The following is a 26,644-nucleotide window of genomic DNA, read 5'->3' on the forward strand; positions in this document are numbered from 1 at the left end:
CAATGGCACGCGCACAATCCCGCGCCTGGCAGCGCATGCTTTCCGGGCGCCGCCTCGATCTGCTCGACCCATCCCCCATCGACGTGGAGCTGTCCGATATTGCCCATGGGCTGGCGCGGGTGGCGCGCTGGAACGGACAGACCAAGGGCGACTACGCGTTTTCGGTGGCCCAGCATTCGGTGCTGGTTCTCGAGATCGCTTCCGCGATGGATCCGGAAATCGATGATAAGGGTCGGCTCTATGCGCTGCTGCATGACGCCCCCGAATATGTGATGGGCGACATCATCTCGCCCTTCAAGGCGGCGATGGGCGGCAATTATCGCGATGTCGAGGCGCGGCTGCTCGGAGCCATCCACGTCCGCTTCGGCCTACCGGCCATGGCGCCGGCGGCACTCACCAAGCTGATAAAAAAGGCCGACCGGGAGGCCGCCTTTTTCGAGGCCGTCAATCTTGCCGGGTTCGCGCCCGATGAAGCGCGCAAATTCTTCGGCGAGCCGACGCTTGCCGGGTTCGACCTGCCGGGATTCGACCGGCTTATCCGGCCCTGGCCCACACAGCAGGCTCATGACCATTTCATGGACGTGTTCGAGAGCCTGGGGCCATAGGCTCAGAGGGCCAACGCACTGTAATCTCTAAAATTTTAGTCTCATTTTAGCTGTTAACCCTGTGTTGCATGAGGCTTTGCGTTAACCGATCGGAAAGGTTGATAAAGCGTTAAGACGCCGCAACCCGGAGAGACGTCCATGCGCCTTGCCAGACCCCATGATCGCTCCCGCAGAAGCATTGCTCTTCATTATCGGGCCGGGGTGGCGGCCGCCCTGTTTCTGGCCGGGATTTTTGGCGCCGGGCTGATCGGATCGACAGCGGCGCGGGCGGATGGGCTTGTCCGCGACACGCCGCCGCCGCTCACCACGCTGGTGAAATTCTACGACCGGCAGTACGAAATCGCCTATGCTGATTCGGTTTCGCTCGAGCCGATCTCATCTTCGATCGTGCGCAAGGTTGGATATGGGCATGTCCGCGACGTCAGTATCGCAACGACGTCGAGCGGAACCTATTCGAGTGACGGGCTGGTTTCGCCCCATGTGCTCTATCCGGGGATCGAAGTGAACCGCGTTTACGACGAACGCAGGCACTATCACGGCTACAGCCTGTGGCCGGAAGGATCGAGCTTCATGATCCTGTCGGTCGGGCGCAATCCGGTCAGCGGCAATCTGGTGTTCAACAACGTTTCGGATCGCGGGGTGCGTTCGTGCTCGGCGAGCGGATCGTTCGTTTCCTGCTACCGGACGTATTAGTCTCAACCGCTATCCGAAGCGCCAGCCGGGCTTGAATTTGTAGAAGACGTGCAGCCCGACCTGGGTCAGTTTGTCCATGTTGCGCGCCCATGCCGGGCGGACATAGGTCGCGTGGTAGTGCGTCGCGTCGGCGACCTCGGTGAGGTAAATTTCCTCGTTGAGCACTTCCTGAGTGATGGACTGCGCCAGATCCCAGGCGGCGACCTCCGAGGTGCGGTTTACGTTGGTCTTGCCGTCGCAGGCAAAGGAGAACTGGCAGGCATTGCGGCGATCCTGGTTCTGATAGACCACGCCGCATATCGTGTCGGGATAGTTGGGGTGCGCCACGCGGTTCATGATGACCTGAGCGACGGCGACCTGGCCGCGATAACTTTCGCCACGGGCCTCGAAATAGATGCCTGTCGCCATGCACCATTGTTCGCGTTCGGAATAGGTGTTGCTGACCGTAAATTCAGTGGCCGGGGTGTTGGCGCGGCCATAGGCCAGTGTTTCGGGAACACCCACGGGGCTCGGGAGGTTGGGGTCCCGATCAGTCTCATCGGAAATCGCGTCGATGGCGGCCAGACCCGCTGAGCCGATCATATCGGGGTCGATCGAGGCGACGGAAATGCGGGGGCCCTCCTCTTCGCTCTCGTCGGCCTCTGCAACCATCACCGTCGACTGCTGGGTGGTATAGGGATCGCCGGCCGAACGCGCCGATGCTATCGAGAGCCGCACCGCATCAAAGGCCTGGGAAAAAGCGACCAGATTGACCTCGGGACGTGCCCTGTCGGTTTTTTCGGTTCTGTTGGGCCCCGAGAACATCGCCGACTGGAAAAGCGGAGCAACCGAGCCGGTGATGACGGGCTGCCCCCCTTCAAACGCCAGGGAGGCCGAGGCGACGGGTGGAAGTTCGGTTGCCCGATCGACGGCGCGGGAGCCGCCGGTTCCAGGGACCGCAAAACCGTAGGCAACGACGCTGAGCGTCAGTGCCCCTACAGCCTTCAAAATTTTTCGCGAGGCACGCGCCGGGTTGGCACGCACCGGGGAGATCCCATACGCCATACTAACGCTTTTCTACGCCACAAACACTGACCCGCCGGCGCTCTGCAACACCGGAACCCTTGATGAAAAAATACGCCATCGTTCCGATGTCGATCCGATCGGTCTGGCCTGCGATGCACAAGTGCAACACCAAGCCGATCAAATGCCGACAATCCCGATGATCGTTGATTAGGGTTATGAAGGTGTAAACACCGGCAAATGGGCGCGGAAAAGTCCAGATTGCGGCGACGGCAAGGCATTATCGGGGAGCGTCGATGGTTAACTGGCGTCGTCCGACTGTGCCAAAACCATACGGGCCACCGGCACGCGATAGGGCGAGCAGCTGACATAATCGATGTCGAGACCGGCGAAAAAGCGCAGGGAATTGGTTTCGCCCGCGTGTTCACCGCAGATGCCGACCTTCAAATGCGGATTGACGGCCCTGCCCCGCTCGATGGCAATGCGGATCAATTCGCCAACGCCGCGCTGATCGATGGTGACGAACGGGTCGACGTCATAAAGGCCCCGGCGATGATATGTCGCAAGGAAGGCCGGCGCGTCGTCGCGGGAGATGCCATAGGTGGTCTGGGTGAGATCGTTCGTGCCGAAGGAGATGAAATCGACTTCCCTGGCGATGTCCCCCGCCCGCAAGCAGGCGCGCGGCAATTCGATCATCGTACCGAACGCCAGATTGGCGCCGCGCTGGAACACCGGCGCGTGGCCCACGATATCCATGATGCGCGATTTGACCCAGGCAACCTCGCGCGCAGAGGTGACGAACGGCACCATGATCTCGAGATTGACCGGCAAATCCTGATTGTCCATGGCCGTTTCGACACCGGCAACCAGCGCCCGGACCTGCATTGCAAGGATTTCGGGATAGGTGATGACCAGCCGCACGCCACGATGGCCCAGCATGGGATTAACCTCATCGAGGCGCTGGAGGCGCGCCTTGAGCGCCTTGAGCGACAGCCCGAGCGCCTCGGCGGTATCTTCGATGTCGTCGTCGCTGCGCGGCAGGAACTCGTGCAGGGGCGGATCGAACAGGCGCACATTGACGGGCTTGTTCTGCATGGTCTGAAACAGCGCCGCGTAGTCCGCGGCCTGATAGTCGACAAGCCCTTCAAGGGCCGTGGCGCGATCCTGCTCGCTTTCCGAAAGGATCAGGCGACGCAGGGCGCGCATGCGCTCCCCGGAGAAAAACATATGCTCGGACCGCGCCAGCCCTATGCCTTCGGCACCGAAGCTCAGCGCCGTGCGGGCCGCTTCGATCGTTTCGGCATTGGTTCTCACGGCAATGGTGCGCGTATCATCGGCCCAGTCCAAAAGCCGCGAAAGGGCTCCGCCGATATGGGGGCGCGAGAGGGGGAGCGCGCCTTCGTAGATGGCGCCCTCGGATCCATCGATGGTGAGGCGCTGACCGGTAGCAAAGACCTTGTCACCGATCTTGCAAGCGCCATTTTCGGCGTCGATCTGCAAGGTCCGCAGCCCGGCCACGCAGGGCTTTCCGGTGATGCGGGCCACAACGGCAGCGTGACTTGTCATGCCGCCGCGCGCGGTAACAAAGCCCGTGGCTGCCTTCATGCCCTCGATATCGCCGGGGCCCGTCTCCATGACAACGAGGATGCAATGGCGGCCCCGGGCGCGGCATCGTGCGGCGTCGTCGGGGGTAAAGACGATTTCCCCGCTCGCCGCACCGGGTGAAACGCCGAGCCCCGAAGCGATGGCCATGGCCTTATGATCGTCGGTCAGACGCGGGTGAAGCAATTGGGAAAGTTGGGCGGGATTGAAGCGCCTGACCGCATCGGCGGGCATCCAGACTTGGGCGTCGACCCGCTCGACCGCCGCTTCGAGTTGCGCGCCGGCGCTGACCTGAACGGGACGGGCCGAAACCAGCCGCGCGATATCGCCTTCAATCGATACGACACAGGCCATGTGCTGACCCGATGCGGCGTCGATGGTTTCGATCAGTTTTGCGGCGGTTGCGGGCAGTTTGGGCAGCGCTTCGCCGGGTGGCGCGACCGGGCCAAGCTTGCCGGTCGTCGTATTGCGGGTGAGAAAATGTTCGATACGACCACTGACCGTTGCCTGCACGATCACGATCTGACTGTCGCGCGCTTCGCGTTCGGCTTCGCTGGCCCAGCCGGCAGGCGCCGGTCCATAGCTGGCAAAGGCCGCATTGATCGCCTTGCCCATGGCACCTTGGGGATCGACGGCCTCCATCTCGTTGGACGGCGCGGCAAGGCCCGTTCGCGCCGGTTGAAGACCGGCGATATGGCGCGGCGCGGAGGTGCGAACGACAAGTTCGGGGGGCTTTTTGCCTGGCGCTACAAGCTTGAACAGCGTCGTGACCCAGACCTTGCGGAGTGTGTCGGTTCCCGTCTTGCGCTCGGCCTGCAGTGCATCCCACGCCGTCCGGGTGATGGCAATGGTGGGCGCGACCGCAAGCCCGGCATCGGCGACGACATGGAGCCAGCGCGCCTTGCCGACCAGAAGACGCAGTTGCGCGCGGCTCAGGGAGGGCTTTCCCTGAGCCGGGGCAATTGCAAACATCTGCTGGGAAGGCGCCACCAAGAACAAAAACCTCAACTGAATCGGTGCCATATTGCCTGTGTGCCGGGCTCCGGGCAACAGGGTGGCCGTGCTCCCTCTTGTCGCGCTTCCGGCTTGACTTGGGCAAGGACAAACCGCATGTGAGGATCATGACCGACAAGCCCAGCCTCGACATCCTGTTGTGCGCGCCGCGCGGATTTTGCGCCGGTGTGGATCGTGCCATCCAGATTGTGGACCTGGCGCTCAAAAAATACGGGGCGCCGGTCTATGTTCGCCACGAGATCGTCCATAACAAGTTCGTCGTGGATGGGCTGCGCGCCAAGGGCGCGGTGTTTGTCGAAGAGCTTAAGGAAATTCCCGAAGGCACCGATGCCCCGGTGATCTTTTCTGCTCACGGGGTGGCCAGATCGGTGCCGGCCGAGGCCAGACACCGTAACATGTTCTACCTCGATGCCACCTGCCCGCTGGTGACCAAGGTGCATGTGGAAGCCCAGCGGCATGCCGAAGACGGGCACGATATCGTGCTGATCGGCCACCGGGGGCACCCGGAAGTGATCGGCACCATGGGCCAATTGCCGCCGGGCAAGATCACGTTGATCGAAACCGTCGAGGATGCCGAGACCTTTGCACCGCGCGATCCGGACAATCTCGCCCTTGTGACCCAGACCACGCTCTCGGTGGACGACACCAGCGCCATGGTGATGGTGCTCAAGAGCCGCTTTCCCAATATCTCGGTGCCCGCCAAGGAAGACATCTGCTACGCCACCACCAACCGCCAGGAAGCGGTAAAGGCCGTGGCGCCGAAAGTGGATGCGATGATCGTTGTCGGCGCTCCCAATTCGTCGAACTCGATGCGGCTCGTGGAAGTGGGCGAACGGGCCGGGTGCAGGGTTTCGGTGCTCGTTCAACGGGCTGAGGATATCGACTGGGAGCAGTTCGGGGATATCTCTTCGCTGGGTATCACAGCCGGGGCTTCGGCGCCGGAATCTCTGGTCGAAGAGGTGATCGAAGCGTTTGCCGAGCGGTTCAGCGTCAATGTCGAGATCGCCGTGACGGCAGAAGAAAACATCGCCTTTAATATCCCGCGTGTCCTGCGCCAGCTTGAAGAGGCGTCGGGGCATTGAGCGAGCCGGTGGTGATCCATACCGACGGGGCCTGTTCAGGCAATCCCGGTCCGGGCGGCTGGGGCGCCGTGCTGGAATACAATGGCACGGTCAAGGAACTGAAGGGCGGCATGGCCCAGACGACCAATAACCAGATGGAGCTGACCGCCGCCATCGAGGCGCTTAACGCGCTCAAGCGGCCCTGCGCCGTGGAAATCCACACCGACAGCCAATACGTCAAGAACGGCATTCAGGGCTGGCTGCATGGCTGGAAGCGCAATGGCTGGAAGACGGCGGCGAAAAAGCCGGTGAAGAATGTCGACCTCTGGCAGGCGCTCGATGCGGCGACCAAGCGCCACACCATCACCTGGCACTGGGTGAAGGGCCATGCCGGGCACGACCTCAACGAGCGCGCAGACCGGCTGGCCAATGAGGGCATGGCGCCGTTCAAGGGGCGGTAGATCGCCCGCCGCCGCTCTCAGTGAGCGGCAGGCTTTTCCTTCCTGAACATGCCCAGTACCGGCGCGATGGCGTATTCGGCGATGGGGATGATGATAAAGCCGATGACCAGGCCGCCAATTCCCGACAGCACGGCGACCGTGAGCCAGTCAAGCACACCGGCAATGGCTGGGATCGTGCCTTCCACAAGGTGCGCGACGTCCTCGATCCAACGCTCGGGGGCGGCAAAGCCCATGCCGGCCAATCCGTGGACGATGATGCCGCCGCCGACCCAGAGCATGGCCGCCGTGCCCACGATGGCAAGCCATTTGAGAAAGACCGGCATGCCCGCAACCAGCCCGCGACCGATGGCACGGCCCAGGCCGGTCCTGCCATCCTTTGCCAGATAAAGCCCGACATCGTCGGCTTTGACGATCAGGGCCACACCGCCGTAAACGAGAATGGTCATGCCCAGGGCGACGACCAGAAGGACGAGGGCCTGATTGACGACATTGCCCGCCGGGATTTGCGCCAGGGCAATGGTCATGATTTCGGCCGACAGGATGAAGTCCGTCTTGATCGCCCCGGCGACCTTTTCCGCCTCGAGCTTTTCGGCATTGGCCGCTGAGGGCACGACTTTCTTCTCGTGCTCATGCGCCTTGTGCGGGAACAGTGCCTCATAGATTTTTTCGGCGCCCTCATAGCACAGATAGGCTCCGCCCAGCATGAGGAGGGGATTGATCATCCAGGGCAGGAAGGCGCTGAGCAGCAGCGCGGCGGGCAGCAGGAAGATCAGCTTGTTCTTGATCGAACCCAGGGCGATCTTGCCCACGATCGGCAGTTCGCGCTCGGGCTTGAAGCCCTGCACATATTTGGGCGTCACGGCGGCGTCGTCAATCATCGCCCCGGCAGCCTTGGCGCCGGCTTTCATCGCCTGACCGGCGATATCGTCGACCGAAGTCGCCGCCACCTTGGCGAGCGCGGCAACATCATCGAGAAGGGCGAGAAGGCCGACGCTCATGTGAAAATCCTCCGGATTTGGCTTTCCTGCCCGCTATGGTTGAGCACAACTGCCCTAGCCCGCGACCTTACCGAAGTCGGCGACCAGATGCATGGTGTCACGCAGGGACGCCAAAAGATTGAGGCGATTGGCGCGAATGGCGGCGTCGGGATCGTTGACAAGGACGGCTTCGAAGAAGGCATCGACGGGGGTGCGGAGACTGGCGAGCACGGCAATGGCGCCGGCGTAATCGTCGTTTTCAAGACGGGCGGTCACTGCGGTGCGGGCCTGTTCGATGGCGGTCGCAAGGCTTTTTTCCTCGGGGGTGGAAAGCCTTGCAGCATCGATCGGGTCGGCATAGACGCGGCCGTCCTTTTTCTCCTCGGCTGTGAGAATGTTGGCGGCGCGCTTGTAGCCGGCAAGGAGGGCCTTGCCGTCTTCGGCGGCGAGCAGCGAGCCGAGTGCGTTTACACGAGCCACGACTTGCAGGATGTCGTCGCTGTCGGACGAGATCACCGCATCGACCAGGTCGTGGCGAGCTCCAGAATCGCGGAGCGAGACCTTGAGGCGGTCATGGAAGAAGCTCAGCAAATCGGGGTCGGACACGAAGCGGCCGAGCGGGAGCCGCAGCCTGTTGTCCACGATCAAGCGGATCACCCCGAGCGCTGCGCGGCGCAGGGCGTAGGGGTCCTTCGATCCGGTGGGCTTTTCGTCGATGGACCAGAAGCCCGTCAAAATATCGAGCTTGTCGGCCAGGGCGACGGCGATCGAGACCGGTTCGGTGGGGACGCGGTCCGACGGGCCGAGCGGCTTGTAGTGTTCTTCGATGGCCGTGGCGACTTGGGGCTTTTCACTCTGGGCCAGCGCATAATAGCGGCCCATCAAACCCTGGAGCTCGGGGAATTCTCCGACCATTCCTGTCGGCAGGTCGGCCTTTGACAGTTTCGCGGCGCGCCTGGCGTCTTCGACATCGGCGCCGACCAGCGGGGCGATTTCGGCGGCCAGCTTTTCGATGCGGGCGACGCGTTCGGCCTGGGTGCCCAGTTTGGCGTGGAAGACGACGTCTTCAAGCTTTGGGAGATTGTCGGCCAGCGGGGTTTCGAGGTCGGTCTCGTAGAAGAATTTGGCATCTGACAGACGGGCGCGGATGACGCGCTCATTGCCCGCGACGATTGTCTTGCCGTCATCCTCGGCAATGAGGTTGGAGGTCAGGATGAATTTGTTGGCCAGTTTGCCCGTGGAAGAATCACGCAGGCAGAAGCATTTCTGGTTGGCGCGGATGGTGGCGATGATGGCTTCTTCGGGGACCTTGAGGAAAGCTTCGTCAAAGGACCCCATCATGACCACCGGCCATTCTACCAGACCTGCCACTTCTTCGAGCAGGCCCTCGTCGACGATCAGCTCAAGCCCCTGTGCGAAGGCGAGCTGTTCGGCATCGGTCTTGATGATCTGCTTGCGGCGGTCGATATCGAGGACGACGCGAGCCTTTTCGAGGGACTGCACGTAGTCGTCGAAGCGGCGAACCTTTATGGCGTCGGGGGCCATGAAGCGGTGACCATAGGTGGTGTTGCCCGAAGTGACCGCGCCCATTTCAAATTCGATCACATCGGGTTCTTCGCCTTCCGGGCCGAAGGTTGCGGCGATGGCGCGCAGCGGGCGGACCCATTCGAGACGCCCTGCTCCCCAGCGCATGGGCTTGCCCCAAGGGAAGGATTTCACGGTTGCGGGAAGGATGTCCTGCAAGATCTCTATGGCAGGGGCCCCTTTTTTCTCGATCACCGCGACGTAGAAATCGCCCTTCTTTTCGTCGGACTGGACCTTCGCCTGATCGATGCTCGACAGCCCGGCGGCGCGCAGGAAACCGTCGATGGCCTGTTGAGGGGCGCCGACCTTGGGGCCCTTGCGTTCTTCGCGAGTGTCGGGGGATGCGGCAGGGAGGCCCGTGACCGTCAGCGCCAGACGGCGCGGCGTGGCGAAGGCACCAGCACTCTCATAAACCAGACCCTTTTCGACCAAGGCATCGGTTACGGCCTTCTTGAGGTCCTCGGCGGCCCGGCGCTGGAGGCGCGCGGGAATTTCCTCGGAAAAGAGCTCAAGCAGCAATTCGGGCATGGTCGGGGTGCCTTGGAAACGGGAGATTTATGCGGGTCGAACGGGTAGCAGGGGTGCGCAGAAATGTCCATTATTTGTCTTGTGGGGTCGCAGCGCCCGGTGGGCCGGTGAAGGGGTTGGGACCGATGACGCGGCAAGGATCACCACTTCTGCCGCGCTCGCGGACGCCGTGCGGATCCCCGGGTCGAGCTCGAGGATGACGATGGGGGTGGGGTTGGCGGTGGTGATGGAGCCGAGAGGGTGACCTAACACCCATCGCTGTCCCGGACGTGATCCGGGACCCAGCAGCCTTAGCTATGCTCCAGAGCCGATGGACAGGCACATGGCCCCGGCGTTCGCCGGGGCAGCGAGGGAAGGGTAAGGAGCGCCACTTCTGCCGCGCTTGCGGACGCCCTGCGGATCCCCGGGTCAAGCCCGAGGATGACGATGGGGGTGGGGTGAGCGGTGGGGATGGAGCCGAGAGGGTGACCTAACACCCATCGCTGTCCCGGACCCGGTCCGGGACCCAGCCGCCCTGCCCGTGCTCTGGTTGGGATGGAGAGGCGCATGGACCTCGGCGAAAGCCGCGATCGGGCAGCGAGCGCTGCCGGCGGGAACTTTGTTCCGGTGCCTACGAGGCGCGCGAGGTGCAGAATTCAGGGACGCCAAACAGGATGTCGCGTTCGAGAGAAGAAGGGATGTTGGCGAGAGCGGCGCGGGCCGCATCGGCGTGGCGTTCGGCCTTGGCCATGGTTTGGGACAAGGTATCGTAGCGCGCGAAGATGGCAAGGATATCGGCCAGCTCACTCTCCCCGGAATCAGGATTGCCCAGAGCTTTTTCGATGGTCTTGCGTTCGGCTTGGTTGCCCGCTTGCAACGCGAGGATCACCGGCAAGGTCATCTTGCCCTCGCGCAAATCGTCGCCCGTGTTCTTGCCCAAAGCGCCTTGCGCGCCGCCATAGTCGAGCACGTCATCGACGAGCTGGAAGGCCATGCCCAATTCGCGGCCATAGCTGGCCAGCGCCTTGCGCGAAATGGTATCGGCACCGCCGGCCATGGCGCCCACTTCGGTGGCAGCTTCAAAGAGCGTGGCGGTCTTGGCGTGGATTATCTTCTCGTAGTCGTCGGGCGTGGTCGCGAGGTCCCCGGCCTTGGCGAGCTGGAAAACCTCGCCTTCGGCGATGATTGCGGCGGCGCGTGAAAGCACACCGAGCGCGTCGATATCGCGCGATTCCACCATCATCAGGAACGCCTGGCCGAGCAGGAAATCACCGACCAGAACCGAAGCCTGGTTGCCCCATATGGTGCGGGCGGCAGGGCGTCCACGGCGCATGTCGCTTTCGTCGACCACATCGTCGTGGAGCAGGGTTGCGTTGTGCATGAATTCGACGGCGGCGGCGAAGCGTATTTCATTGCCGCGGACCCTGCTGAACAGAGCCGAGGCGGCGAGCGTAAGCATGGGGCGCAGGCGCTTGCCGCCGGCATCGATCAAATGGTTGGCGACTTCGGGGACCATATCGACGGAACTGTCCGAGCGCGACAGGATAAGGCTGTTCACCGCCTCCATGCCGGCACGGGTTGCAGCCATCAGATCGTCGATTACCGCCGAGGCATCGGCAAGTGGTCTCGGCGCCAGATTTTCAACCGCCATTGACGTTCAAACTCCCCAGGAAGGGCGTTACCCTCCCGATACAGTGCTTTTCAAGGCCATCCGGTTCCGCGAAAAGGGAACCGGGAGCCCACTTGTCTGTTACCGCGCTTCCGGACGGAATACGGAGTACCCACTTATTACCGAAACGCTCTATTGTCAGCCCCGCGCCGCAAAAGTGGCATTCCACCTTGGCCCCTACACCAACCAGGACCCGTGCCCATGTCGGTAAACCAGCCGCCAGACTTTGTAAAACGCCAACAGCAGGGTGCGGACGCGTTTCTGGGTGGCAAATTGTCCATAACCCAACCCGAAAAGGGATTTCGGGCGGGGCTGGATTCCGTGCTTTTGGGCGCGAGCCCGCCGCAAGGCGTGCGCCAATTGCTCGATCTGGGTGCGGGTGCGGGCGTGGCGGCGCTATGCGCGCTGGTCCATAACGAGGAGTTGGAGGCAACGCTCGTTGAGAACAACGCCGATATGGCGATGCTGGCCGCTGGCAATGTGGAGGCCAATGGCTTTTCCCGACGCGCGACAATTCTGAAAATCAGCGCCACGGCGACCGGAGCCGAACGCAAGGCGCTGGGGCTGGTCACCGACACCTTTGACGTGGTGATCGCCAATCCACCGTTTTTCGAGATGGGCACTCACGCGCCCGACCCGGCACGAGCCGCGGCGCGGCATACCGACGGAGAGGTTTCAGGCTGGATACGGACCGCGGTATCCTGCGCCCATGCCAAAGGAGAAGTGATCTTTATCCACGTGGCGCGGGCCCTGCCCCAGCTTCTCGCCGCGTTCGACCCACGCATGGGCGCCATAACGGTTCTGCCCATCGCGCCACGCCCCGGCATGGCCGCAAGCCGCGTACTGGTCAGGGGCCGCAAGGGCAGCAAGGCGCCAATGGCTCTGTTGCCACCATTGGTCGTGCATGAGGAAACGGGCAACGGATTTGCCGAGCCCGTGCGGTCGATCCTGCGCGGTGACGCGCGGCTGGACTGGCACGATGGCAAATGAATGCCTAAATGAGGGCCAATGGCGCTCACGCCACAAAAGCAATCGGACGGGGAGATACAGATGACCGCATTTTCCGACGGCCAGATCGAGGCTCCCAAGGGTCCCTGGTACAAGCGAATTTTCGGCAATCGCGGGCCGGTCGTCCCCGTGGTGCGGCTGCAGGGCGTGATCTCGCAGGACCTCAAGCCGGGACGGCTCAATATCGCCTCGGTCGCGCCGCTTCTGGAGAGGGCGTTCAAATTCAAGAAAGCGCCCGTGGTGGCGATCGTCGTCAATTCTCCGGGCGGATCGCCGGTGCAATCGCGCCTCATTGCCCAACGCATCCGGCAACTGGCCGAGCAGCACGACAAAAAGGTGCTGGTATTTGTCGAGGACGCCGCTGCATCGGGCGGGTATTTCATCGCCACGGCGGGCGACGAGATCATCGCCGACCCCTCCTCTTTGGTGGGATCGATCGGGGTCGTCATGGCCAGTTTTGGGTTTGTGGACGCAATTGCCAGGCTGGGAATTGACCGGCGGCTTTATACGGCGGGAAAGAACAAATCGACGCTCGATCCGTTCCTGCCTGAAAAACCCGAGGACGTAGCGCGCATCAAGCAGATGGAGCTCGATATCCACGACGTGTTCATCGATTACGTCAAGGCGCGCCGGGCCGGCAAGATCAAGCTGGCCGACGACGAGATCTATACAGGGGAATTCTGGACCGCAAAGCGTGGCCTGGCGATGGGGCTCGTGGACAGTCTGGGCGACCTGCACGGCACGCTGCGTGAGCGGTTCGGCAAGGACGTGACGATCAAGTCGATTGCGCCCAAGAGAGGTCTGCTGCAATTGCCCAACTTCGGACTGTCGACCGGCGGCGATATCGCCGGGGATGTAATGGCAAAGATCGAAGACCGGGAAGTCTGGTCGCGGCTGGGGTTGTAACCATGGGAATATCGACACTGGTCACCATTTTGCTGGCGCTGCTGATCGGGATCGGGCTGCGCTCGATCCTGCGCGACTGGCGCAGGAAATTTAACGAGGACGACACGCGGGCCGAAACAAGACGCAAGGCGCAGATCGAGCGCAACAAGGCCGAGTTGAAATCAGGCGGTGTTGTGACGCTGGAGCGCGGCGAGGACGGGGTCTATCGTCCGGGCAAGGAATAGCCGGTCACGCTTGACCTCGGATCATGGCACAACTACGGTCGCGCCGCTTTCAAAACTGGGTTTGCAGAACAACGATGACCGACGCCCTTGCGCCGCATATGGACCCCCGAAACTCGTTTCAGGGGCTGATCCTGACCTTGCAGAGATTCTGGGCGGATCAGGGCTGCGTGATCCTGCAGCCCTACGACATGCAGATGGGCGCTGGGACGTTTCATACGGCGACCACGCTGCGGGCGCTGGGGCCCAAACCCTGGAACGCGGCCTATGTACAGCCCTCGCGCCGGCCGACCGACGGGCGGTATGGGGAAAACCCCAACCGGCTGCAGCACTATTACCAGTTCCAAGTGATCCTCAAGCCCTCGCCCGCCAACATTCAGGAGCTCTACCTGCAATCGCTGGCGGCGATCGGTCTGGACGCCAAGCTGCACGATATCCGGTTTGTCGAGGACGACTGGGAGAGCCCGACTCTGGGAGCCTGGGGGCTGGGCTGGGAGTGCTGGTGCGACGGAATGGAAGTGTCCCAGTTCACCTATTTCCAGCAGGTCGCGGGCTTTGAATGTTCGCCCGTGCCCGGGGAAATAACCTATGGGCTCGAACGGCTTGCCATGTATGTGCAGGGGGTCGAGAACGTTTACGACCTCAACTTCAACGGCCGCGAAGGCGACCAGAAGGTGACCTATGGCGAGGTGTTCCTGCAAAACGAGCAGGAATTTTCCAAATACAATTTCGAGGCCGCCGACACCGAAATGCTGTTCCGGCACTTCAAGGATGCCGAGGACGAGTGCAGGGCCATCCTGGCGGCCGGTCAGGATGGCGAGCGCCAGACCATGGCGGTTCCTGCCTATGAACAGGTCATCAAGGCATCACATACCTTCAACCTGCTCGACGCGCGCGGGGTGATTTCGGTGACCGAGCGCCAAAGCTACATTCTGCGTATTCGCGAACTGGCCAAAGCATGCGGCGCAGCATGGTTGCAGACGGCGGGCGGCGGCGCGGAATAGAGCCGACAAGTTATTGATATTGCCCATTGATAATGCCACTCTGGCCGCAAAACATGCGGCGAGAGGGAAGCGGCATATGGAATGGATCATCTTGCTGCTGGTCGTGGCCGCTGTCGGCTACGCGATCTATGTCTACAACAATCTGATCCGAAACCGGCAGTTGGTGGAAGAGGGCTGGTCGGGCATCGACGTTCAGCTCAAGCGCCGCGCCGATCTCATTCCCAACATGCTCGAGACGGTCAAGGGCTATATGGGCCATGAGCGAGAGACATTGCAGGCGGTGACCGACGCGCGCGCCGCGGTACAGGCCGCGCAGAACGGAACGCCCGGCGAACGCGGGCATGCGGAGGGCCTGCTTTCCGGAGCGCTGGGGCGGCTTTTTGCGGTGGCCGAGGCTTATCCGGATTTGAAGGCCAATACCAATTTTCTCGAATTCCAGGCCGCGCTGCAAACTGTGGAAGACGAAATCCAGCTTTCGCGGCGCTATTACAATGGCGCTGTGCGCAATCTCAACATTGCAGTGGAATCGTTTCCCTCCAACATCGTCGCCAATGCCTTCAAGTTCGAGAAAGCAGAATATTTCGAGCTGGAGAACGAGGCGGACCGGGCGGTGCCGCAGGTCAAATTCCAGTAAGGCCGATGCATCGCTTCCTCATCGCCCTGATCGTTTTCATCTGCGCCGGTCCCGCATCGGCGCGCGAGGAAATTCGCGAATTCAATGCGATTTTCGAGGTGCATACCGATACTTCGGTGACCATTACCGAACAGATCGCCGTCAATGCCGAAGGCAATGAGATCCGGCGCGGGATATTCCGCGACATCCCGACACTGCTCGAAACGCCGGATGGCCGGACGATCCGGCTACCGTTCGAGGTGATTTCGGTGACGCGCAACGGGAATGTGGAACCGTTTGCCGTCGAGGGAATTTCGGGCGGGCAACGCATCCGGATAGGGTCGGCCGAAGTGCTGCTGCAGCCCGGTGTGCACCGATACGAAATCGTCTATCGCATGGACCGCGCCGCGCGCATGTTCGCCGATCACGACGAGTTCTATTGGAACGCAACCGGCAATTACTGGAGCTTTCCGATCCTGAGGGCCCGGGCGCTGGTCATCCTGCCAGAGGGCGCACAGATCACCGAGATCAACGCCTATACAGGCGAATATGGCGTGAGGAGCGCGGACAATTCGGCCGAACGGCTCAACGACCGCCAGGCACGATTTACGATGAGCCGCGTGCTTGGGCCGGGCGAAGGGCTTACAGTGTCGGTTGCATTTGCAAAGGGCATTCTGGTCGCGCCCGAAGGCACCGACGCCCTGATCTTCTGGCTTTCCGATTATCGCGATTACGTCATCCCGCTGGCGATGCTCTTGATCGTCGTCGCTTATAACGCGCTGGCATGGGGCGCCGTGGGCCGCGATCCGGCCAGGGGCGTTATTTTTCCGAGGTTCTATCCGCCGACCGGATTTTCCCCGGCGCTGGTCCATTACGTCAACACCATGGGCTGGGGCAAATCGGGCTGGACGGCCTTTTCGGCGGCGCTGATTTCACTGGCCACCAAGGAACTGATCGCAATCGACAAGCAGGGAAAAAAGAACACCCTGACCGCAACCGGCCGATATCCCAAGGATCGCCTGCCGCCAGGCGAGGCGGTGATCTATGGCGACCTTAAAACCATGAGCCCTGTGACAATCGACAAATCGAGCGGGCCGGAACTCGGCAAGACCAAGACCAATTTCATTGCGGCGCTGGAAGCTGAAAATCGCAAGGTCTATTTCAACAACCATGTGGCCTATATCGTTGTCGGGGTCCTGATCGGCATTTTGGCGCTGCTTGTCATGGTGATTACCGGCGTGTTGCACCCGCTTTTCGTGTTTTTCGCTGCCTTTGCAGCGGTTTTCCTGTCGATCATCGGGACAGCGGCGCGATCGTTCTGGCAAGGACAGGGGATCGGGCGATTCCTCGGGCTGGCGATCATGGGAATATTGGTCGCCAATTCGGGCGCGTTTGCTGTCGACATGCTCGATCTCGCCAGTATCGATTTTCCATTCGTCGCGGCCATGACGATAATTGCCGTGACGCTGGTGTTTGCCGTTCTGATGCGGGCGCCGACGGTGCATGGGCGCAAGGTCATGGACGAAATCGACGGGTTCAAGATGTATCTCGAAATCGCCGAAAAAGAGCGCCTCAATTTGCAGGGCGAGCCGGAGATGAGCGTTTCGCGGTTCGAGGCCATCCTGCCTTATGCCATGGCGCTGGGCGTTGAAAAGCCATGGTCCACACGGTTCGAGAACGATCTGGCGCGCCATGCCGTCAAGGATGCCGGAGCGGACTACTCGCCGCACTGGTACAGGGGCGGAAATTTCTCTTCGGGCAGCTTTGCGCGCACCATGGGTGGGGTGGCGACGGGGCTGAGCGCCGCGATGATTTCGTCCCAACCACAGGCGTCGAGTTCTTCAGGGTCGGGTGGCGGTGGATTTTCGGGCGGCGGCGGTGGCGGGGGCGGGGGCGGCGGCGGCGGCTGGTAGGTGCTATTGCCCCAGCAAAGGCGTGGCGGCAACCCAATAGCCTGAAAATTTCTCGCGCAGGTCATGGGCGGCCTGGTGGGCGGCGGCGGCGCTGCCGTAGAGGCCGAAACAGGTGGCGCCCGAGCCGGACATGCGGGCGGTGACGCAGCCCGACGTGGCGGCAATCGCGTCCACGATCGTTGCGATGGCGGGCACGAGCTCGATGGCGGGCGTTTCGAGGTCGTTGCGGGTGTCGGCCAGCCACAGCGAGAGAAGCGCGGCCCGGTCCAGCGGAGCGGGAAGATCGGGCATTGGCGGGTTGTGCCTGTGCTCAAGCCGCCGGAACACATCGGCGGTGGCAATCTGCTCGAGAGGATTGACCAGAACCAGATGCATATGAGGGAAAGTGGACAGCGGGGCGATGTTTTCGCCAATGCCGGTCACTTCGCATGGCTGGCTCAACAGGCACATGGGCACATCGGCACCGAGCGTGGCGGCGAGGGCGAAAATTTCGCCATCGGCGACGGGTGTCTCACACATTCGCGCGAGGACACGCAGCAGGGCGGCGGCGTCGGCCGAGCCCCCACCGAGCCCGGCGGCAATCGGCAGATGCTTTTCGAGATGAATTTCGATCCCGTCGGGCAGATGGCCGGGAAAGCGGGCCCGGAATTTCTCGAGCGCCCGGATCACAAGGTTCGAGCGCCCGTTGGGCAGGTCGGCACCGAACGGGCCTGTGACATGGAGCTTGTCCCTACCGGCCGGAGCGGCCGAAACCAGATCGGCAAGTTCGGTAAAGACACAAAGGGTGTGGAGGAGATGAAACCCATCCTCCCGGCGCCCCACGACATGAAGCGCGAGATTGACCTTGGCCGGAGCGGGCTCTGTTACCGACATCAATCCCCGATGGGCGCGGTCGGATCGAGCCCATTGAGAAGTTTGGGCGTGGCGCGCTCGGTGACGGCGCCGTCTTCATCGACATCAATGGCGATACGCCACTGGAACATGGCCTCGCGCTCTCTTCCGGCGACCCAATAGACATCCCCGAGATGGTCGTTGATCTCTGGATCGGCGGGCAGGAGATTGACGGCGTCCTCGAGCACCTCGACGGCCTCGTCGATGCGGCCGAGCTTGTAGAAGGCCCAGCCCAGACTATCGACGATATAGCCATTGCGGGGGGAGAGTTCGACGGCGGTCTCGATCATTTCGAGCGCTTCTTCAAGGTTCTCGCCGCGATCCACCCAGGTATAGCCAAGATAGTTCAGAACGTCGGGGTGGTTGGGCCGCAATTCGAGGGCCTTCAGGAAATCGGCTTCGGCCAATTCCCATTGCTTGGCGCGCTCATAGGAGATGCCGCGCACATAATAGAAGCGCCAGTCGTTGGGGCGAGCCGGGTCGAGCCGGTCGATGACCGCAGAATAGGCCTCCGCGGCCTCTTCCCACCGCTCGGCATAGCGCAGCGTATCGCCGAGGATACCCTGCACTTCCTGATTGTCCGGATTGGACACCGCAATGTTCTGAAGGCGGGAAATGGCGGCGTCGCGATCGCCGCGCAGATCGATATTTTCGGCGAGGCGGACCAGCGCGTTGATACGCAGGGGGGAATCGTCGGGCACCGCACCGAAGACCGCGTCGGCCTCGTTGTAGCGCCCGGCGCTGGCCAGGAGTTCGCCAAGCGAGATCGAAATGATCGCCGCTTCGGGATCGAGATAGTTGGCAAGTTGCAGAAAGCCGACCCCGAGCTGGATCGAGCCGTCGCGGGCCAATGCCGTGCCCAGCCCGTGCAGCATTTCGGCAGCGCCGGACTGGACCGATCCGGCGAAAAGACCCGGCTTCTTGCCATTGGCGATGGGCTCGCGCAGCGAATCGACGACCGGGTGTTCAACACCCTGTTCGGCAAACGTGTCGAGCACGGCCTGGGCTTCATCGAAGCGTCCGGCATTGCCCAGCATGCGGATATAGGCTTCGGCGATGCGCGGGACGAGCGGATCGAGTTCGTAGGCCTGGCGGGCCAGATCGATAGCGGTGTCGCGCTGGCCACCGACATCGGCCAGAATGGCGCGGTGGAAGATTATGAACTCGTCGAACCCGCCCTGCCCGACCTGGTTGAGGATGGCATTTGCGGCGTCTATATCGCCTTCGCCGACCTTGGACCAGGCGCGGGTGACCGATGCGATGATGCCGACCAGCGAAGCCTCGGGGACGCGCGAAAGCAGCTGGTCAGCCGAGGCGTAGCGGCGCTGCTTGAGTGCGACCGAGCCAAGGACGAGATGGGCGAGCTCGTCTTCGGGGCTCAGATCGATGACGTGCTGAGCCATTGTAGCGGCTTCGGAAATGTCGCCGGCCAGCAGATAGGCAAGGAAGGCCTGGCTGGAATAGACCGGGTTGTCCCAGTCGCGCTCGGCAGCCTGCATGAAAAGCGAAGCGGCACGGCGGGCGTCCAGTGCATCGATGGCCGCCAGGCCAGCCAGATAGCTGCCCATTGTGCTCGATACGCGCATGGGCAGGATGTCCTGCTGCGCGAAAGATGATGAAAGGGGAACGCCAGCGCAGAGCGCGGCAACGATCAGGGCATGGATCGGCCGTTTAAGCAGCTTTAGCACGGTTGTTCCTGAACTCCTCACTTGCAGGCCCAAAACCAGCCTATCATCTCCAATAGCCAAACGCGGCAATCCTGTCGATTGTTTGGCGCTTCAGTTAGAGCATTTCGCTTTCCTTCGAATCGCTCAATGGCTCCAAGTTCTTGCCTTTCGCGCGTCCGAACCGCAAAACCGTTTCCATCCCCGATCGGGTCGAGGACATGCTTTTGCTGGACGCGCTCTGGTGAGACCTTTTCACGCAAATGCGCCAGCGCCGCAAGTCTTGAGACCTCACGCGATTTTCACATTCCCGAGTAGTTGGGACCGCTTCCGCCCTCGGGGGGCACCCAATTGATGTTCTGGGCCGGGTCCTTGATGTCGCACGTCTTGCAGTGAACGCAGTTCTGGGCGTTGATCCTGAACACCGGCTCTCCGCCCTCCTCGACCACCTCGTAGACCCCGGCGGGGCAATAGAGCGGCGCGGGCTCCCCGTATCTGTGGAGATTGTCGCGGATCGGCACTTGAGGGTCGGTGAGCCGCAAATGGACCGGCTGGTCCTCATCGTGGGCGATGCTGGCGCGATAGACCGATTCGGTGCGCGAGAACGTGGTTTTGCCATCGGGTTTGGGATAGGCGATGGGGGTGACTTCAGAAATCGGCTTGAGCCGTGCGAAATCGGGCTTGTCGGAAACCAGGCCACCCAAGGGGGAGAGTTTGGCAAGGCTCGAAACCCACATGTCCGCGCCGGCCAACCCCACCCCGACAAAGGTCCCCAGTTTGCTCCAGAGCGGTTTTACGGCACGGACGGGATAGAGATCGTTGCGGATGCCCGAGGCGAGAATGGCTTCGTCGAGCGTGGCGATTTCGTCGTTGGCGCGGCCGGCGGCGATGGCGTCGGCAATCTCCGAGGCGGCGGCCATGCCTGAGCGTATGGCGTTGTGGATGGCTTTCAGTCGCGGCACGTTCATGAAGCCGGCCGAGCAGCCGATCAGCGCTCCGCCCGGGAAAGCCATTCTGGGGATGGACTGCCAGCCGCCCGAAGTGAGCGCGCGGGCGCCATAGGAAAGGCATGTCGCGCCTTCGAGCAGTTCGGCGATATGGGGGTGCTGCTTGAAGCGCTGGAACTCGCCGAACGGGGAAAATGTGGGGTTTTCGTAGTCGAGGTGAGCGACGAGGCCGAGATAGATCCGGTTGTCCTGGGCATGATAGCAAAAGCCGCCACCGCTTGTGGAATTGCCCATTGGGTAGCCCATGAAATGGGTGACCTTGCCCGGCTGGTGCCTTGCCTGATCGATTTCCCAGATTTCCTTGATGCCGAGGCCATATTTCTGCGGCGCGCGGCCTTCGGACAGGCCGAATTTGGTGATCAGGCGCTTGGCGAGCGAGCCGCGCGCGCCTTCAGCGATGAGCGTATATCTGGCGCGCAGTTCGATGCCGGGGGTAAAGGTCGACTTGTGGCTGCCGTCGCGGGCCACGCCCATATCGCCGGTGACGATGCCGAGGATTTCGCTGTTCTCGCCGGTAAGGAAGTCTGCCGCTGCTGTCCCGGGGAAAATGTCGACGCCCAGCGCTTCGGCCTGTTCGGCCAGCCAACGGCACAGATCGCCGAGCGAGATGATGACGGCGCCCTTTGTCTTCATGATGGGCGGCATCAAAAGATCGGGGAATCCAATTGCGGATTTTTCTGTGAGAAAGACGAAGCTGTCTTCGGTAACGTCGGGGCCAACGGGAGCGCCCTTTTCGCGCCAGTCGGGGATCAGCGCATCAAGTCCGGCAGGGTCCATGACGGCGCCCGAAAGGATATGGCCGCCGATATCGGCGGACTTTTCGACGACTACGATTTCGAGGTCGGGGGATTTCTGTTTGAGCGCTATGGCTGCCGAAAGCCCGGCAGGGCCGGCGCCAACGATCACCACGCCGGTTTCCATCATCTCGCGTTCGATCGTATCGGACATCAGTCATTCCCAAGTGAGGTGGAAGCGCGGGTCGCGGTGTGACATAACAAAAATCAGCATGACAAATCGACAGCTAAATCGCGAAGAAATTCTGGCCGCGCTCGACTGGTACGTCGCGGCAGGGGTCGATATCGCGGTTCGCGAAGAGCCAGCGGACCGGTTCGCGCAGTCGGCGATCAAGCCCCCGCCAGCCCAGCGGCGGCCCGCGCCATCAATCGTGCCGCAAGCGGCGCAACGCCCTGCCCCACCCTTGCCCGTGGCTGGTGGGCCAGCTGATATGGACCCTAGTGAAGCAAGGGCGCTGGCGTCGAGTGCGACGAGTCTCGACCAATTGCGCGGCATGCTCGAAACCTTTGATGGGTGCGGGCTGAAATTGCGCGCGACCAATCTGGTGTTTGCCGATGGCAATCCCGAGGCCGAGATCATGCTGGTGGGAGAAGCACCGGGGCGCGAGGAAGATTTGCAGGGCAAGCCGTTCGTTGGGCGGTCGGGGCAATTGCTCGACCGGATGCTGGGCGCAATCGGGCTGGACCGGACGAAGGTCTATATCGCCAACACTGTGCCCTGGCGCCCGCCGGGAAACAGGACGCCCTCGCCGTCCGAAGTCGCAGTCTGCCTGCCGTTTCTCTATCGGCAGATCGAACTGGTTGCGCCCAAAGTGCTGGTGGCGCTGGGCGGTGCTTCGGCCTCGACGCTATTTGAGACCGATACGGGGATCACGCGGCTGCGGGGGCAATGGCGCGATCTGAAGGTGAACGGGCATTCCATGCGGGCCGTTGCGACACTGCACCCGGCCTATCTGCTGCGCCAGCCGGCGGCCAAGCGGCTGGCCTGGGCCGATCTGCTGTCAGTGAAGGCGGCGCTGGAAAGCTAAGCAAAAGGACTTTTCGAATTGAGCAAGCGCATCGTCTTTACCGGTGGGAGCGGGAAAGCCGGCCGCCATGTGGTTCCCTATCTGCTCGATCAGGGGCACGAGGTCTTCAACATCGACCTGCAACCGCTCGACCATCCGGGCGTCAACACGCTTGCGGCGGACCTGACCGACAGTGGCGAGGCGTTTAACGCGCTTTCGATGCATTTCGGGTTCGAGGGTCTCGAGAGCGGCAACGGCCCTGCCCCGGTCGATGCATTGGTCCATTTCGCCGCCGTGCCGCGCATCCTGCTGAAGCCCGACAATGTCACGTTTCAGATCAACACGGTCTCGACCTACAACGTGATCGAAGCGGCGGTGAAGCTGGGGATCAAAAAGATCATCATCGCATCGAGCGAAACGACCTACGGGGTGTGTTTTGCCGAGGGTGACAAGGATTATCACTGTTTTCCGCTCGAGGAAGATTATGACGTCGACCCGATGGACAGCTACGGGCTGTCCAAGGTGGTCAACGAAAAGACGGCGCGGGTGTTCGCGATGCGTTCGGGGGCCGATATCTACGCGTTGCGGATCGGCAATGTGATCGAGCCGCACGAATATCCCAACTTCAAGGACTTTCTCGCCAACCCGGCCTCGCGCAAACGCAATGCCTGGAGCTATATCGACGCGCGCGACCTGGGACAGATCGTCGATCTCTGCATTGCGAAGGACGGGCTGGGTTTTGAGGTTTTCAATGCGGTGAACGATACGATCACCGCGAATGAGCCAACCGAGGAATTCCTGGCCAAATGGGCGCCCAACACGCCGATCGTGAAGGCGATGGGGGTGAATGAAGCGCCGATTTCGAACCGAAAGATTCGTGAGGTCCTGGGCTTTGTCGAACAGCACAATTGGCGACAATACCTGACTTGATGCTTCAGGGTCGATGCCCATTCTTGTAACTCACAAGATTACGTAATATGTAATGTTACAAGATGACCCCGCCGCTCGCGGGGTCGGTCAGCGATCGAGGCATGCAATGATTTATGACGTCATCATCATCGGCGGCAGCTATGCGGGGATGTCCGCGGCTTTCCCCCTGCTCCGCGCGCGGCGCAGCGTTCTGATCATCGACGGAGGCAAGCGGCGCAACCGGTTTGCCAGCCACTCGCACGGGTTCCTGACCCAGGACGGGGTGGCGCCGGACGTGATCGCGGCGCAGGCCGGCGTACAACTTTCGGCCTACCCGACCCTGACTTGGATCGAAGGCAATGCCGCGAGCGCAAAAAAGGGAGATGAAGGATTTGCGGTGGCGCTGGAGGATGGGCGCGAGATGGCCGGCAGACGGCTGATCCTGGCCCATGGGGTGACCGACACGCTGCCCGAAATCGCCGGGCTTGCCGAGCGGTGGGGGCAGTCGGTGTTTCACTGTCCCTATTGCCACGGCTACGAATTGGATCAGGGCAAGATCGGGGTGATCGGTGTTGCGCCCATGTCCATGCATCAGGCGCTGATGCTGCCCGATTGGGGGCAAACCACATTCCTTCCCAATGGCAGCTTCGAGCCCGATGCCGACCAGTTGAGCCAATTGGAGGCCCGGGGGACGACACTTGAAACCGTAACGATCGCCGAGATTACCGGGAGGGCCGATGTGCGGCTGTCAGACGGGCGTATCCTGTCGTTCGACGGGCTGTTCGTTGCATCGATCGTTGCGCCATCGAGCCCGATTGCCGGGCAGTTGGGCTGTGCCATCGAGGAATTGCCCAATGGCCGTCAGATCGTGACCGACGAGATGCAACAGACCAGCGTGCCCCATGTCTTTGCCTGCGGAGACGCGGCGCGGGCCGCCGGATCCGTGCCGCTGGCAGTTGGCGACGGCACGATGGCCGGAGCGGCATGCCATCGCTCGCTGATGTTCGGATAGCATTCCAGCGCAAGCTGGCGCGGGTCAGGCCGGACTGGAGACCTTGCGGACCTTGGCCCGGTCAAGGCCCAGCATGTGCTCGCGATAGATGATGAAAATGCCGGCGGCGGTGACAATACTGCCGCCGATCAGCATTTCGATGGTCGGCACTTCGCGGAAAACCACAAAGCCGATGGCGATCGAAAGGATCATCGAGGAATATTCGAACGGCGCAACGGTCGTCAGTTCGGCATGGCGATAGCTTTCGGTCAAAAAGATCTGCCCCACGCCACCGCAAATGCCTGCCGCGACGAGAATCAGGGCCTCCTCCAGACTCAACGGCACCCAGCCGAAGGGAATCGAGGCGAGACCGATAACGGTGCTGACCAGCGAGAAATAGATGACGATGGTGGCGCTGCGTTCGGTCTTGACCAGATTGCGCACCGTGAGCATTGCCGTCGCCGAAACCATGCAGGCGGTAAAGGCGGCCAGCGCCCCAACAGCCTGCGGCCCGAGGGTGCCGGCATCGCTGGAAAGAAAGGTCAGGCGCGGCCACATGATGATAATGACGCCTATCAATCCCACGACAACCGCGCTCCAGCGGAAAAGCCTGATCTTTTCGCGCAGGAACACGGCCGAGAAGATGACGATGAACAGAGGCGTTGCGTAGTTGATGGTGGTCGCTTCGGGCAGCGGCAGGCGCGTAAGGCCGAAAAAGATAAGGATCATACCCCCCGTTCCCAGCATGCCGCGAACGATGTGAGAGCCGAGCCGGCTCGTTTTGAAGCCATCCACCAACTGCCCGCGCAGGCCGAGAATGAGAAAGACCGGAACCAGCGCAAAGGCCGAGCGGAAAAAGATGAGCTGGCCCACGGGCACCCCTTCGGCCCCCTTGATGATGGCGCTCATGGCCACGAATACGAAAACCGAGGCAATTTTGAGCCCGATGCCCAGCATGACATTCCGGCGGGGCGCCGGAGAGATGGCGGCGGCGGATGAGGACGTGGCAGGTTTAGACACCAGATGACGCTTTCGGAGGAAATAATGCCGCGCGGGCGGGAAGGCTTGATCTATCAGCTAGCCCCGTTTCCCTGACGTGACAAGCAGCGGAACAATTTTTCGGCTTGCGCCGAAACGAATTGCAATGCGGTCACGTTTGCGCGGTAGGCACGCCCGGACGAACACGCTAACCTGCACCGCAAACAAGAGAACCATTCAAGGTCCCACATGTCGCAAGTGGTGAAGATCTCCGCACTTTTGATGTCGTCCGCGCTGCTGATGATCGCAGGGGGGATGCATGGGCTGATTTTGCCGGTGCGCGGGACGGAGGAAGGATTTTCACTTCTGGCGCTGGGCCTGATCGGGACGGGCTGGTCAATCGGGTTCATTTCGGGCTCGATTTCGGTACCGCATCTTGTTCGGCGGGTGGGCCATATCCGTGCCTATGCGGTAATGGCGGCCGTCGCCTGCATGACGATCCTGCTCAACCTGATTTTCATCCATGACGCCGCCTGGATTTTCCTGCGCGTCTTTTCGGGCTTCTGTTTTGCCGGAGCGGCAATGGTGGTTGAAAGCTGGCTCAACGAAGTGTCGGACAATGAAAGCCGGGGCACGACATTTTCGATCTATGTGAGCGTAACGCTTTTTGCCTCCACCGCCGGGCAGATGATCATCGCGGCGACGGGGGTGGCCGGATACATCCCGTTCGTTCTGGCGGCCATCGCCTATATCGGCGCGGTGCTGCCGACCGCCGTAACCCGCACGCCGCAGCCGGCGCCGCTGCAGGCGGTGAGCCTTGATGTGGGACTGCTCTACAAAACCTCACCCATCGCGGTGGTCGCCGCCTTTTCGGTCGGCATGGCCAATGGGGCCTTCGGGACACTGGCGCCGGTCTATGGCATCGAACGCGGGTTTTCGACGGCAACCGTCGCGTATCTGATGAGCCTTGCCATCGTCGCGGGCGCGATCGCGCAGGTGCCGCTGGGGCGGCTTTCGGACAGGATCGACCGACGCAAGGTGATGATGGGCGTTGCGCTGATCGGCTCGGTGGCGGGCGTTCTCACAATCGCTTTCAATCCCGGCGAAAACGCCCTGCTTTACGTATTATTCGCGCTATACGGGCTTGCCGCCTATTCGCTCTATGCAATCGCCGTTGCGCATGCGAACGACTTTGCCGATGAGGGCAGTTTCGCCAAGGTGGCCTCGGGCATGCTCCTGATACTGGGTTCGGGGCAAATGCTGGGGCCGATCGCCGCTTCGATGACCATGCAATGGCTGGGTCCGGTCGCTTTGTTCATCGTTCCCGTGGTTTTCCATGGAGCGCTGGCCGTGACAGCCTATGTCCGCATGCGGGCCCGCGAGGCGGCGCCGGCAGAGGATCGGGCGCCGTTCCAGCCCATGCCATCGGAACGGCTGGTGACGGGCGAAACACTCAACCTCGATCCACGTTCCGAAGAGAACGGCTATAATCTCGACGACGACGAGGGCGAGGACGAGGGCGAGCCGCCTGCGGCCGACCGCCCCGAACCGCAACAAGGTTGA

General features: G+C 61.9%; 23 protein-coding genes. 14 read left to right on the forward strand and 9 right to left on the reverse strand.

The window, feature by feature from the left end:
- Positions 1-2: 2 nt before the first annotated feature.
- Both ACP148_RS11385 and ACP148_RS11390 read left to right on the forward strand, forming a co-directional pair.
- Positions 3-605, forward strand: a complete 603-nt coding sequence (locus tag ACP148_RS11385) for a hydrolase (RefSeq protein ID WP_421952503.1) — start codon at positions 3-5, stop codon at positions 603-605.
- Between the two features lie 138 nt (positions 606-743).
- Positions 744-1,298: a hypothetical protein gene (locus tag ACP148_RS11390; protein ID WP_421952504.1), complete on the forward strand. Its 555-nt coding sequence runs from the start codon at positions 744-746 to the stop codon at positions 1,296-1,298.
- Positions 1,299-1,307: 9 nt separating this feature from the next.
- Here the strand turns inward: ACP148_RS11390 and ACP148_RS11395 are convergent, their stop codons facing one another.
- Together ACP148_RS11395 and ACP148_RS11400 are read right to left on the reverse strand one after the other, a co-directional pair.
- Positions 1,308-2,342 carry a cell wall hydrolase gene (locus tag ACP148_RS11395; protein WP_421952505.1) on the reverse strand — a complete coding sequence of 345 codons (1,035 nt, stop codon included), beginning with the start codon at positions 2,340-2,342 and terminating at the stop codon, positions 1,308-1,310.
- Positions 2,343-2,600: 258 nt separating this feature from the next.
- Positions 2,601-4,892, reverse strand: a complete 2,292-nt coding sequence (locus tag ACP148_RS11400) for a putative PEP-binding protein (RefSeq protein ID WP_421952582.1) — start codon at positions 4,890-4,892, stop codon at positions 2,601-2,603.
- 131 nt (positions 4,893-5,023) lie between these two features.
- Between ACP148_RS11400 and ispH the strand changes: the two genes are divergently transcribed.
- Together ispH and rnhA are read left to right on the forward strand one after the other, a co-directional pair.
- Entirely contained in the window at positions 5,024-5,998 is a 975-nt protein-coding gene (gene ispH / locus ACP148_RS11405) for a 4-hydroxy-3-methylbut-2-enyl diphosphate reductase (RefSeq protein ID WP_421952506.1), read from the forward strand.
- The gene (rnhA, locus tag ACP148_RS11410) at positions 5,995-6,438 is read left to right on the forward strand and encodes a ribonuclease HI (RefSeq protein ID WP_421952507.1); all 444 of its coding nucleotides are present in this window, start codon (positions 5,995-5,997) and stop codon (positions 6,436-6,438) included. Before ispH ends, rnhA begins: the two co-directional genes overlap by 4 nt.
- Before the next feature lie 17 nt (positions 6,439-6,455).
- Here rnhA and ACP148_RS11415 read toward each other — a convergent pair whose 3' ends face one another.
- The 3 genes from ACP148_RS11415 to ACP148_RS11425 all read right to left on the reverse strand — a co-directional run bounded on the left by ACP148_RS11415 (position 6,456) and on the right by ACP148_RS11425 (position 11,157).
- Positions 6,456-7,436 carry a DUF808 domain-containing protein gene (locus tag ACP148_RS11415; RefSeq protein WP_421952508.1) on the reverse strand — a complete coding sequence of 327 codons (981 nt, stop codon included), beginning with the start codon at positions 7,434-7,436 and terminating at the stop codon, positions 6,456-6,458.
- Between the two features lie 54 nt (positions 7,437-7,490).
- Positions 7,491-9,527: a glycine--tRNA ligase subunit beta gene (gene glyS, locus ACP148_RS11420; RefSeq protein ID WP_421952509.1), complete on the reverse strand. Its 2,037-nt coding sequence runs from the start codon at positions 9,525-9,527 to the stop codon at positions 7,491-7,493.
- Positions 9,528-10,137: 610 nt separating this feature from the next.
- Positions 10,138-11,157 (reverse strand): polyprenyl synthetase family protein, encoded by a 1,020-nt coding sequence (locus ACP148_RS11425; protein ID WP_421952510.1) that lies wholly within the window; start codon positions 11,155-11,157, stop codon positions 10,138-10,140.
- 219 nt (positions 11,158-11,376) lie between these two features.
- Here ACP148_RS11425 and ACP148_RS11430 point away from each other — a divergent pair, with 219 nt between their 5' ends.
- From ACP148_RS11430 to ACP148_RS11455, 6 genes are all read left to right on the forward strand, one after another.
- Positions 11,377-12,165, forward strand: coding sequence for a tRNA1(Val) (adenine(37)-N6)-methyltransferase (locus ACP148_RS11430; protein ID WP_421952511.1), 789 nt, complete (start codon positions 11,377-11,379; stop codon positions 12,163-12,165).
- Between the two features lie 60 nt (positions 12,166-12,225).
- Positions 12,226-13,089, forward strand: a complete 864-nt coding sequence (locus ACP148_RS11435) for a S49 family peptidase (protein ID WP_421952512.1) — start codon at positions 12,226-12,228, stop codon at positions 13,087-13,089.
- 2 nt (positions 13,090-13,091) lie between these two features.
- Positions 13,092-13,313 (forward strand): hypothetical protein, encoded by a 222-nt coding sequence (locus ACP148_RS11440; protein ID WP_421952513.1) that lies wholly within the window; start codon positions 13,092-13,094, stop codon positions 13,311-13,313.
- A gap of 74 nt (positions 13,314-13,387) precedes the next feature.
- Entirely contained in the window at positions 13,388-14,314 is a 927-nt protein-coding gene (locus ACP148_RS11445; RefSeq protein WP_421952514.1) for a glycine--tRNA ligase subunit alpha, read from the forward strand.
- A gap of 76 nt (positions 14,315-14,390) precedes the next feature.
- Positions 14,391-14,948, forward strand: a complete 558-nt coding sequence (locus tag ACP148_RS11450; protein ID WP_421952515.1) for a LemA family protein — start codon at positions 14,391-14,393, stop codon at positions 14,946-14,948.
- A gap of 5 nt (positions 14,949-14,953) precedes the next feature.
- Entirely contained in the window at positions 14,954-16,840 is a 1,887-nt protein-coding gene (locus ACP148_RS11455; protein WP_421952516.1) for a DUF2207 domain-containing protein, read from the forward strand.
- A 3-nt stretch (positions 16,841-16,843) separates the two neighbouring features.
- Here ACP148_RS11455 and ACP148_RS11460 read toward each other — a convergent pair whose 3' ends face one another.
- The 3 genes from ACP148_RS11460 to ACP148_RS11470 form a co-directional block, all read right to left on the reverse strand.
- Positions 16,844-17,713 (reverse strand): 4-(cytidine 5'-diphospho)-2-C-methyl-D-erythritol kinase, encoded by an 870-nt coding sequence (locus ACP148_RS11460; RefSeq protein ID WP_421952517.1) that lies wholly within the window; start codon positions 17,711-17,713, stop codon positions 16,844-16,846.
- Positions 17,713-19,419 carry a tetratricopeptide repeat protein gene (locus tag ACP148_RS11465; protein ID WP_421952518.1) on the reverse strand — a complete coding sequence of 569 codons (1,707 nt, stop codon included), beginning with the start codon at positions 19,417-19,419 and terminating at the stop codon, positions 17,713-17,715. The genes ACP148_RS11460 and ACP148_RS11465 overlap by 1 nt, the downstream gene beginning before the upstream one ends.
- Before the next feature lie 278 nt (positions 19,420-19,697).
- Positions 19,698-21,350: a 4Fe-4S dicluster domain-containing protein gene (locus ACP148_RS11470; RefSeq protein ID WP_421952519.1), complete on the reverse strand. Its 1,653-nt coding sequence runs from the start codon at positions 21,348-21,350 to the stop codon at positions 19,698-19,700.
- 58 nt (positions 21,351-21,408) lie between these two features.
- On the opposite strand from ACP148_RS11470, the gene ACP148_RS11475 reads away from it, so the two are divergent.
- The 3 genes from ACP148_RS11475 (at position 21,409) to ACP148_RS11485 (ending at position 24,124) form a co-directional block, all read left to right on the forward strand.
- Entirely contained in the window at positions 21,409-22,224 is an 816-nt protein-coding gene (locus tag ACP148_RS11475; protein ID WP_421952520.1) for a uracil-DNA glycosylase, read from the forward strand.
- Positions 22,225-22,242: 18 nt separating this feature from the next.
- The gene (locus ACP148_RS11480) at positions 22,243-23,133 is read left to right on the forward strand and encodes an NAD-dependent epimerase/dehydratase family protein (protein ID WP_421952521.1); all 891 of its coding nucleotides are present in this window, start codon (positions 22,243-22,245) and stop codon (positions 23,131-23,133) included.
- Between the two features lie 106 nt (positions 23,134-23,239).
- On the forward strand, positions 23,240-24,124 hold the full coding sequence (locus ACP148_RS11485) for an NAD(P)/FAD-dependent oxidoreductase (RefSeq protein WP_421952522.1): 885 nt from the start codon (positions 23,240-23,242) through the stop codon (positions 24,122-24,124).
- Between the two features lie 24 nt (positions 24,125-24,148).
- Here ACP148_RS11485 and ACP148_RS11490 read toward each other — a convergent pair whose 3' ends face one another.
- Positions 24,149-25,060: a DMT family transporter gene (locus ACP148_RS11490; RefSeq protein WP_421952583.1), complete on the reverse strand. Its 912-nt coding sequence runs from the start codon at positions 25,058-25,060 to the stop codon at positions 24,149-24,151.
- A gap of 270 nt (positions 25,061-25,330) precedes the next feature.
- Here ACP148_RS11490 and ACP148_RS11495 point away from each other — a divergent pair, with 270 nt between their 5' ends.
- Positions 25,331-26,644, forward strand: coding sequence for an MFS transporter (locus tag ACP148_RS11495; protein WP_421952523.1), 1,314 nt, complete (start codon positions 25,331-25,333; stop codon positions 26,642-26,644).

The sequence above is a fragment of the Pelagibacterium sp. genome, assembly GCF_965249125.1.
Lineage (GTDB): Bacteria > Pseudomonadota > Alphaproteobacteria > Rhizobiales > Devosiaceae > Pelagibacterium.

Coding starts and splice junctions, on each gene's coding strand:
- ACP148_RS11385 (WP_421952503.1), top strand. CDS start 3: ATGGCACGCGCACAATCCCGCGCCTGGCAGCGCATGCTTTCCGGGCGC.
- ACP148_RS11390 (WP_421952504.1), top strand. CDS start 744: ATGCGCCTTGCCAGACCCCATGATCGCTCCCGCAGAAGCATTGCTCTT.
- ACP148_RS11395 (WP_421952505.1), bottom strand. CDS start 2,342: ATGGCGTATGGGATCTCCCCGGTGCGTGCCAACCCGGCGCGTGCCTCG.
- ispH (WP_421952506.1), top strand. CDS start 5,024: ATGACCGACAAGCCCAGCCTCGACATCCTGTTGTGCGCGCCGCGCGGA.
- ACP148_RS11415 (WP_421952508.1), bottom strand. CDS start 7,436: ATGAGCGTCGGCCTTCTCGCCCTTCTCGATGATGTTGCCGCGCTCGCC.
- glyS (WP_421952509.1), bottom strand. CDS start 9,527: ATGCCCGAATTGCTGCTTGAGCTCTTTTCCGAGGAAATTCCCGCGCGC.
- ACP148_RS11425 (WP_421952510.1), bottom strand. CDS start 11,157: ATGGCGGTTGAAAATCTGGCGCCGAGACCACTTGCCGATGCCTCGGCG.
- ACP148_RS11430 (WP_421952511.1), top strand. CDS start 11,377: ATGTCGGTAAACCAGCCGCCAGACTTTGTAAAACGCCAACAGCAGGGT.
- ACP148_RS11435 (WP_421952512.1), top strand. CDS start 12,226: ATGACCGCATTTTCCGACGGCCAGATCGAGGCTCCCAAGGGTCCCTGG.
- ACP148_RS11440 (WP_421952513.1), top strand. CDS start 13,092: ATGGGAATATCGACACTGGTCACCATTTTGCTGGCGCTGCTGATCGGG.
- ACP148_RS11445 (WP_421952514.1), top strand. CDS start 13,388: ATGACCGACGCCCTTGCGCCGCATATGGACCCCCGAAACTCGTTTCAG.
- ACP148_RS11450 (WP_421952515.1), top strand. CDS start 14,391: ATGGAATGGATCATCTTGCTGCTGGTCGTGGCCGCTGTCGGCTACGCG.
- ACP148_RS11455 (WP_421952516.1), top strand. CDS start 14,954: ATGCATCGCTTCCTCATCGCCCTGATCGTTTTCATCTGCGCCGGTCCC.
- ACP148_RS11460 (WP_421952517.1), bottom strand. CDS start 17,713: ATGTCGGTAACAGAGCCCGCTCCGGCCAAGGTCAATCTCGCGCTTCAT.
- ACP148_RS11470 (WP_421952519.1), bottom strand. CDS start 21,350: ATGTCCGATACGATCGAACGCGAGATGATGGAAACCGGCGTGGTGATC.
- ACP148_RS11475 (WP_421952520.1), top strand. CDS start 21,409: ATGACAAATCGACAGCTAAATCGCGAAGAAATTCTGGCCGCGCTCGAC.
- ACP148_RS11485 (WP_421952522.1), top strand. CDS start 23,240: ATGATTTATGACGTCATCATCATCGGCGGCAGCTATGCGGGGATGTCC.
- ACP148_RS11490 (WP_421952583.1), bottom strand. CDS start 25,060: ATGCTGGGCATCGGGCTCAAAATTGCCTCGGTTTTCGTATTCGTGGCC.
- ACP148_RS11495 (WP_421952523.1), top strand. CDS start 25,331: ATGTCGCAAGTGGTGAAGATCTCCGCACTTTTGATGTCGTCCGCGCTG.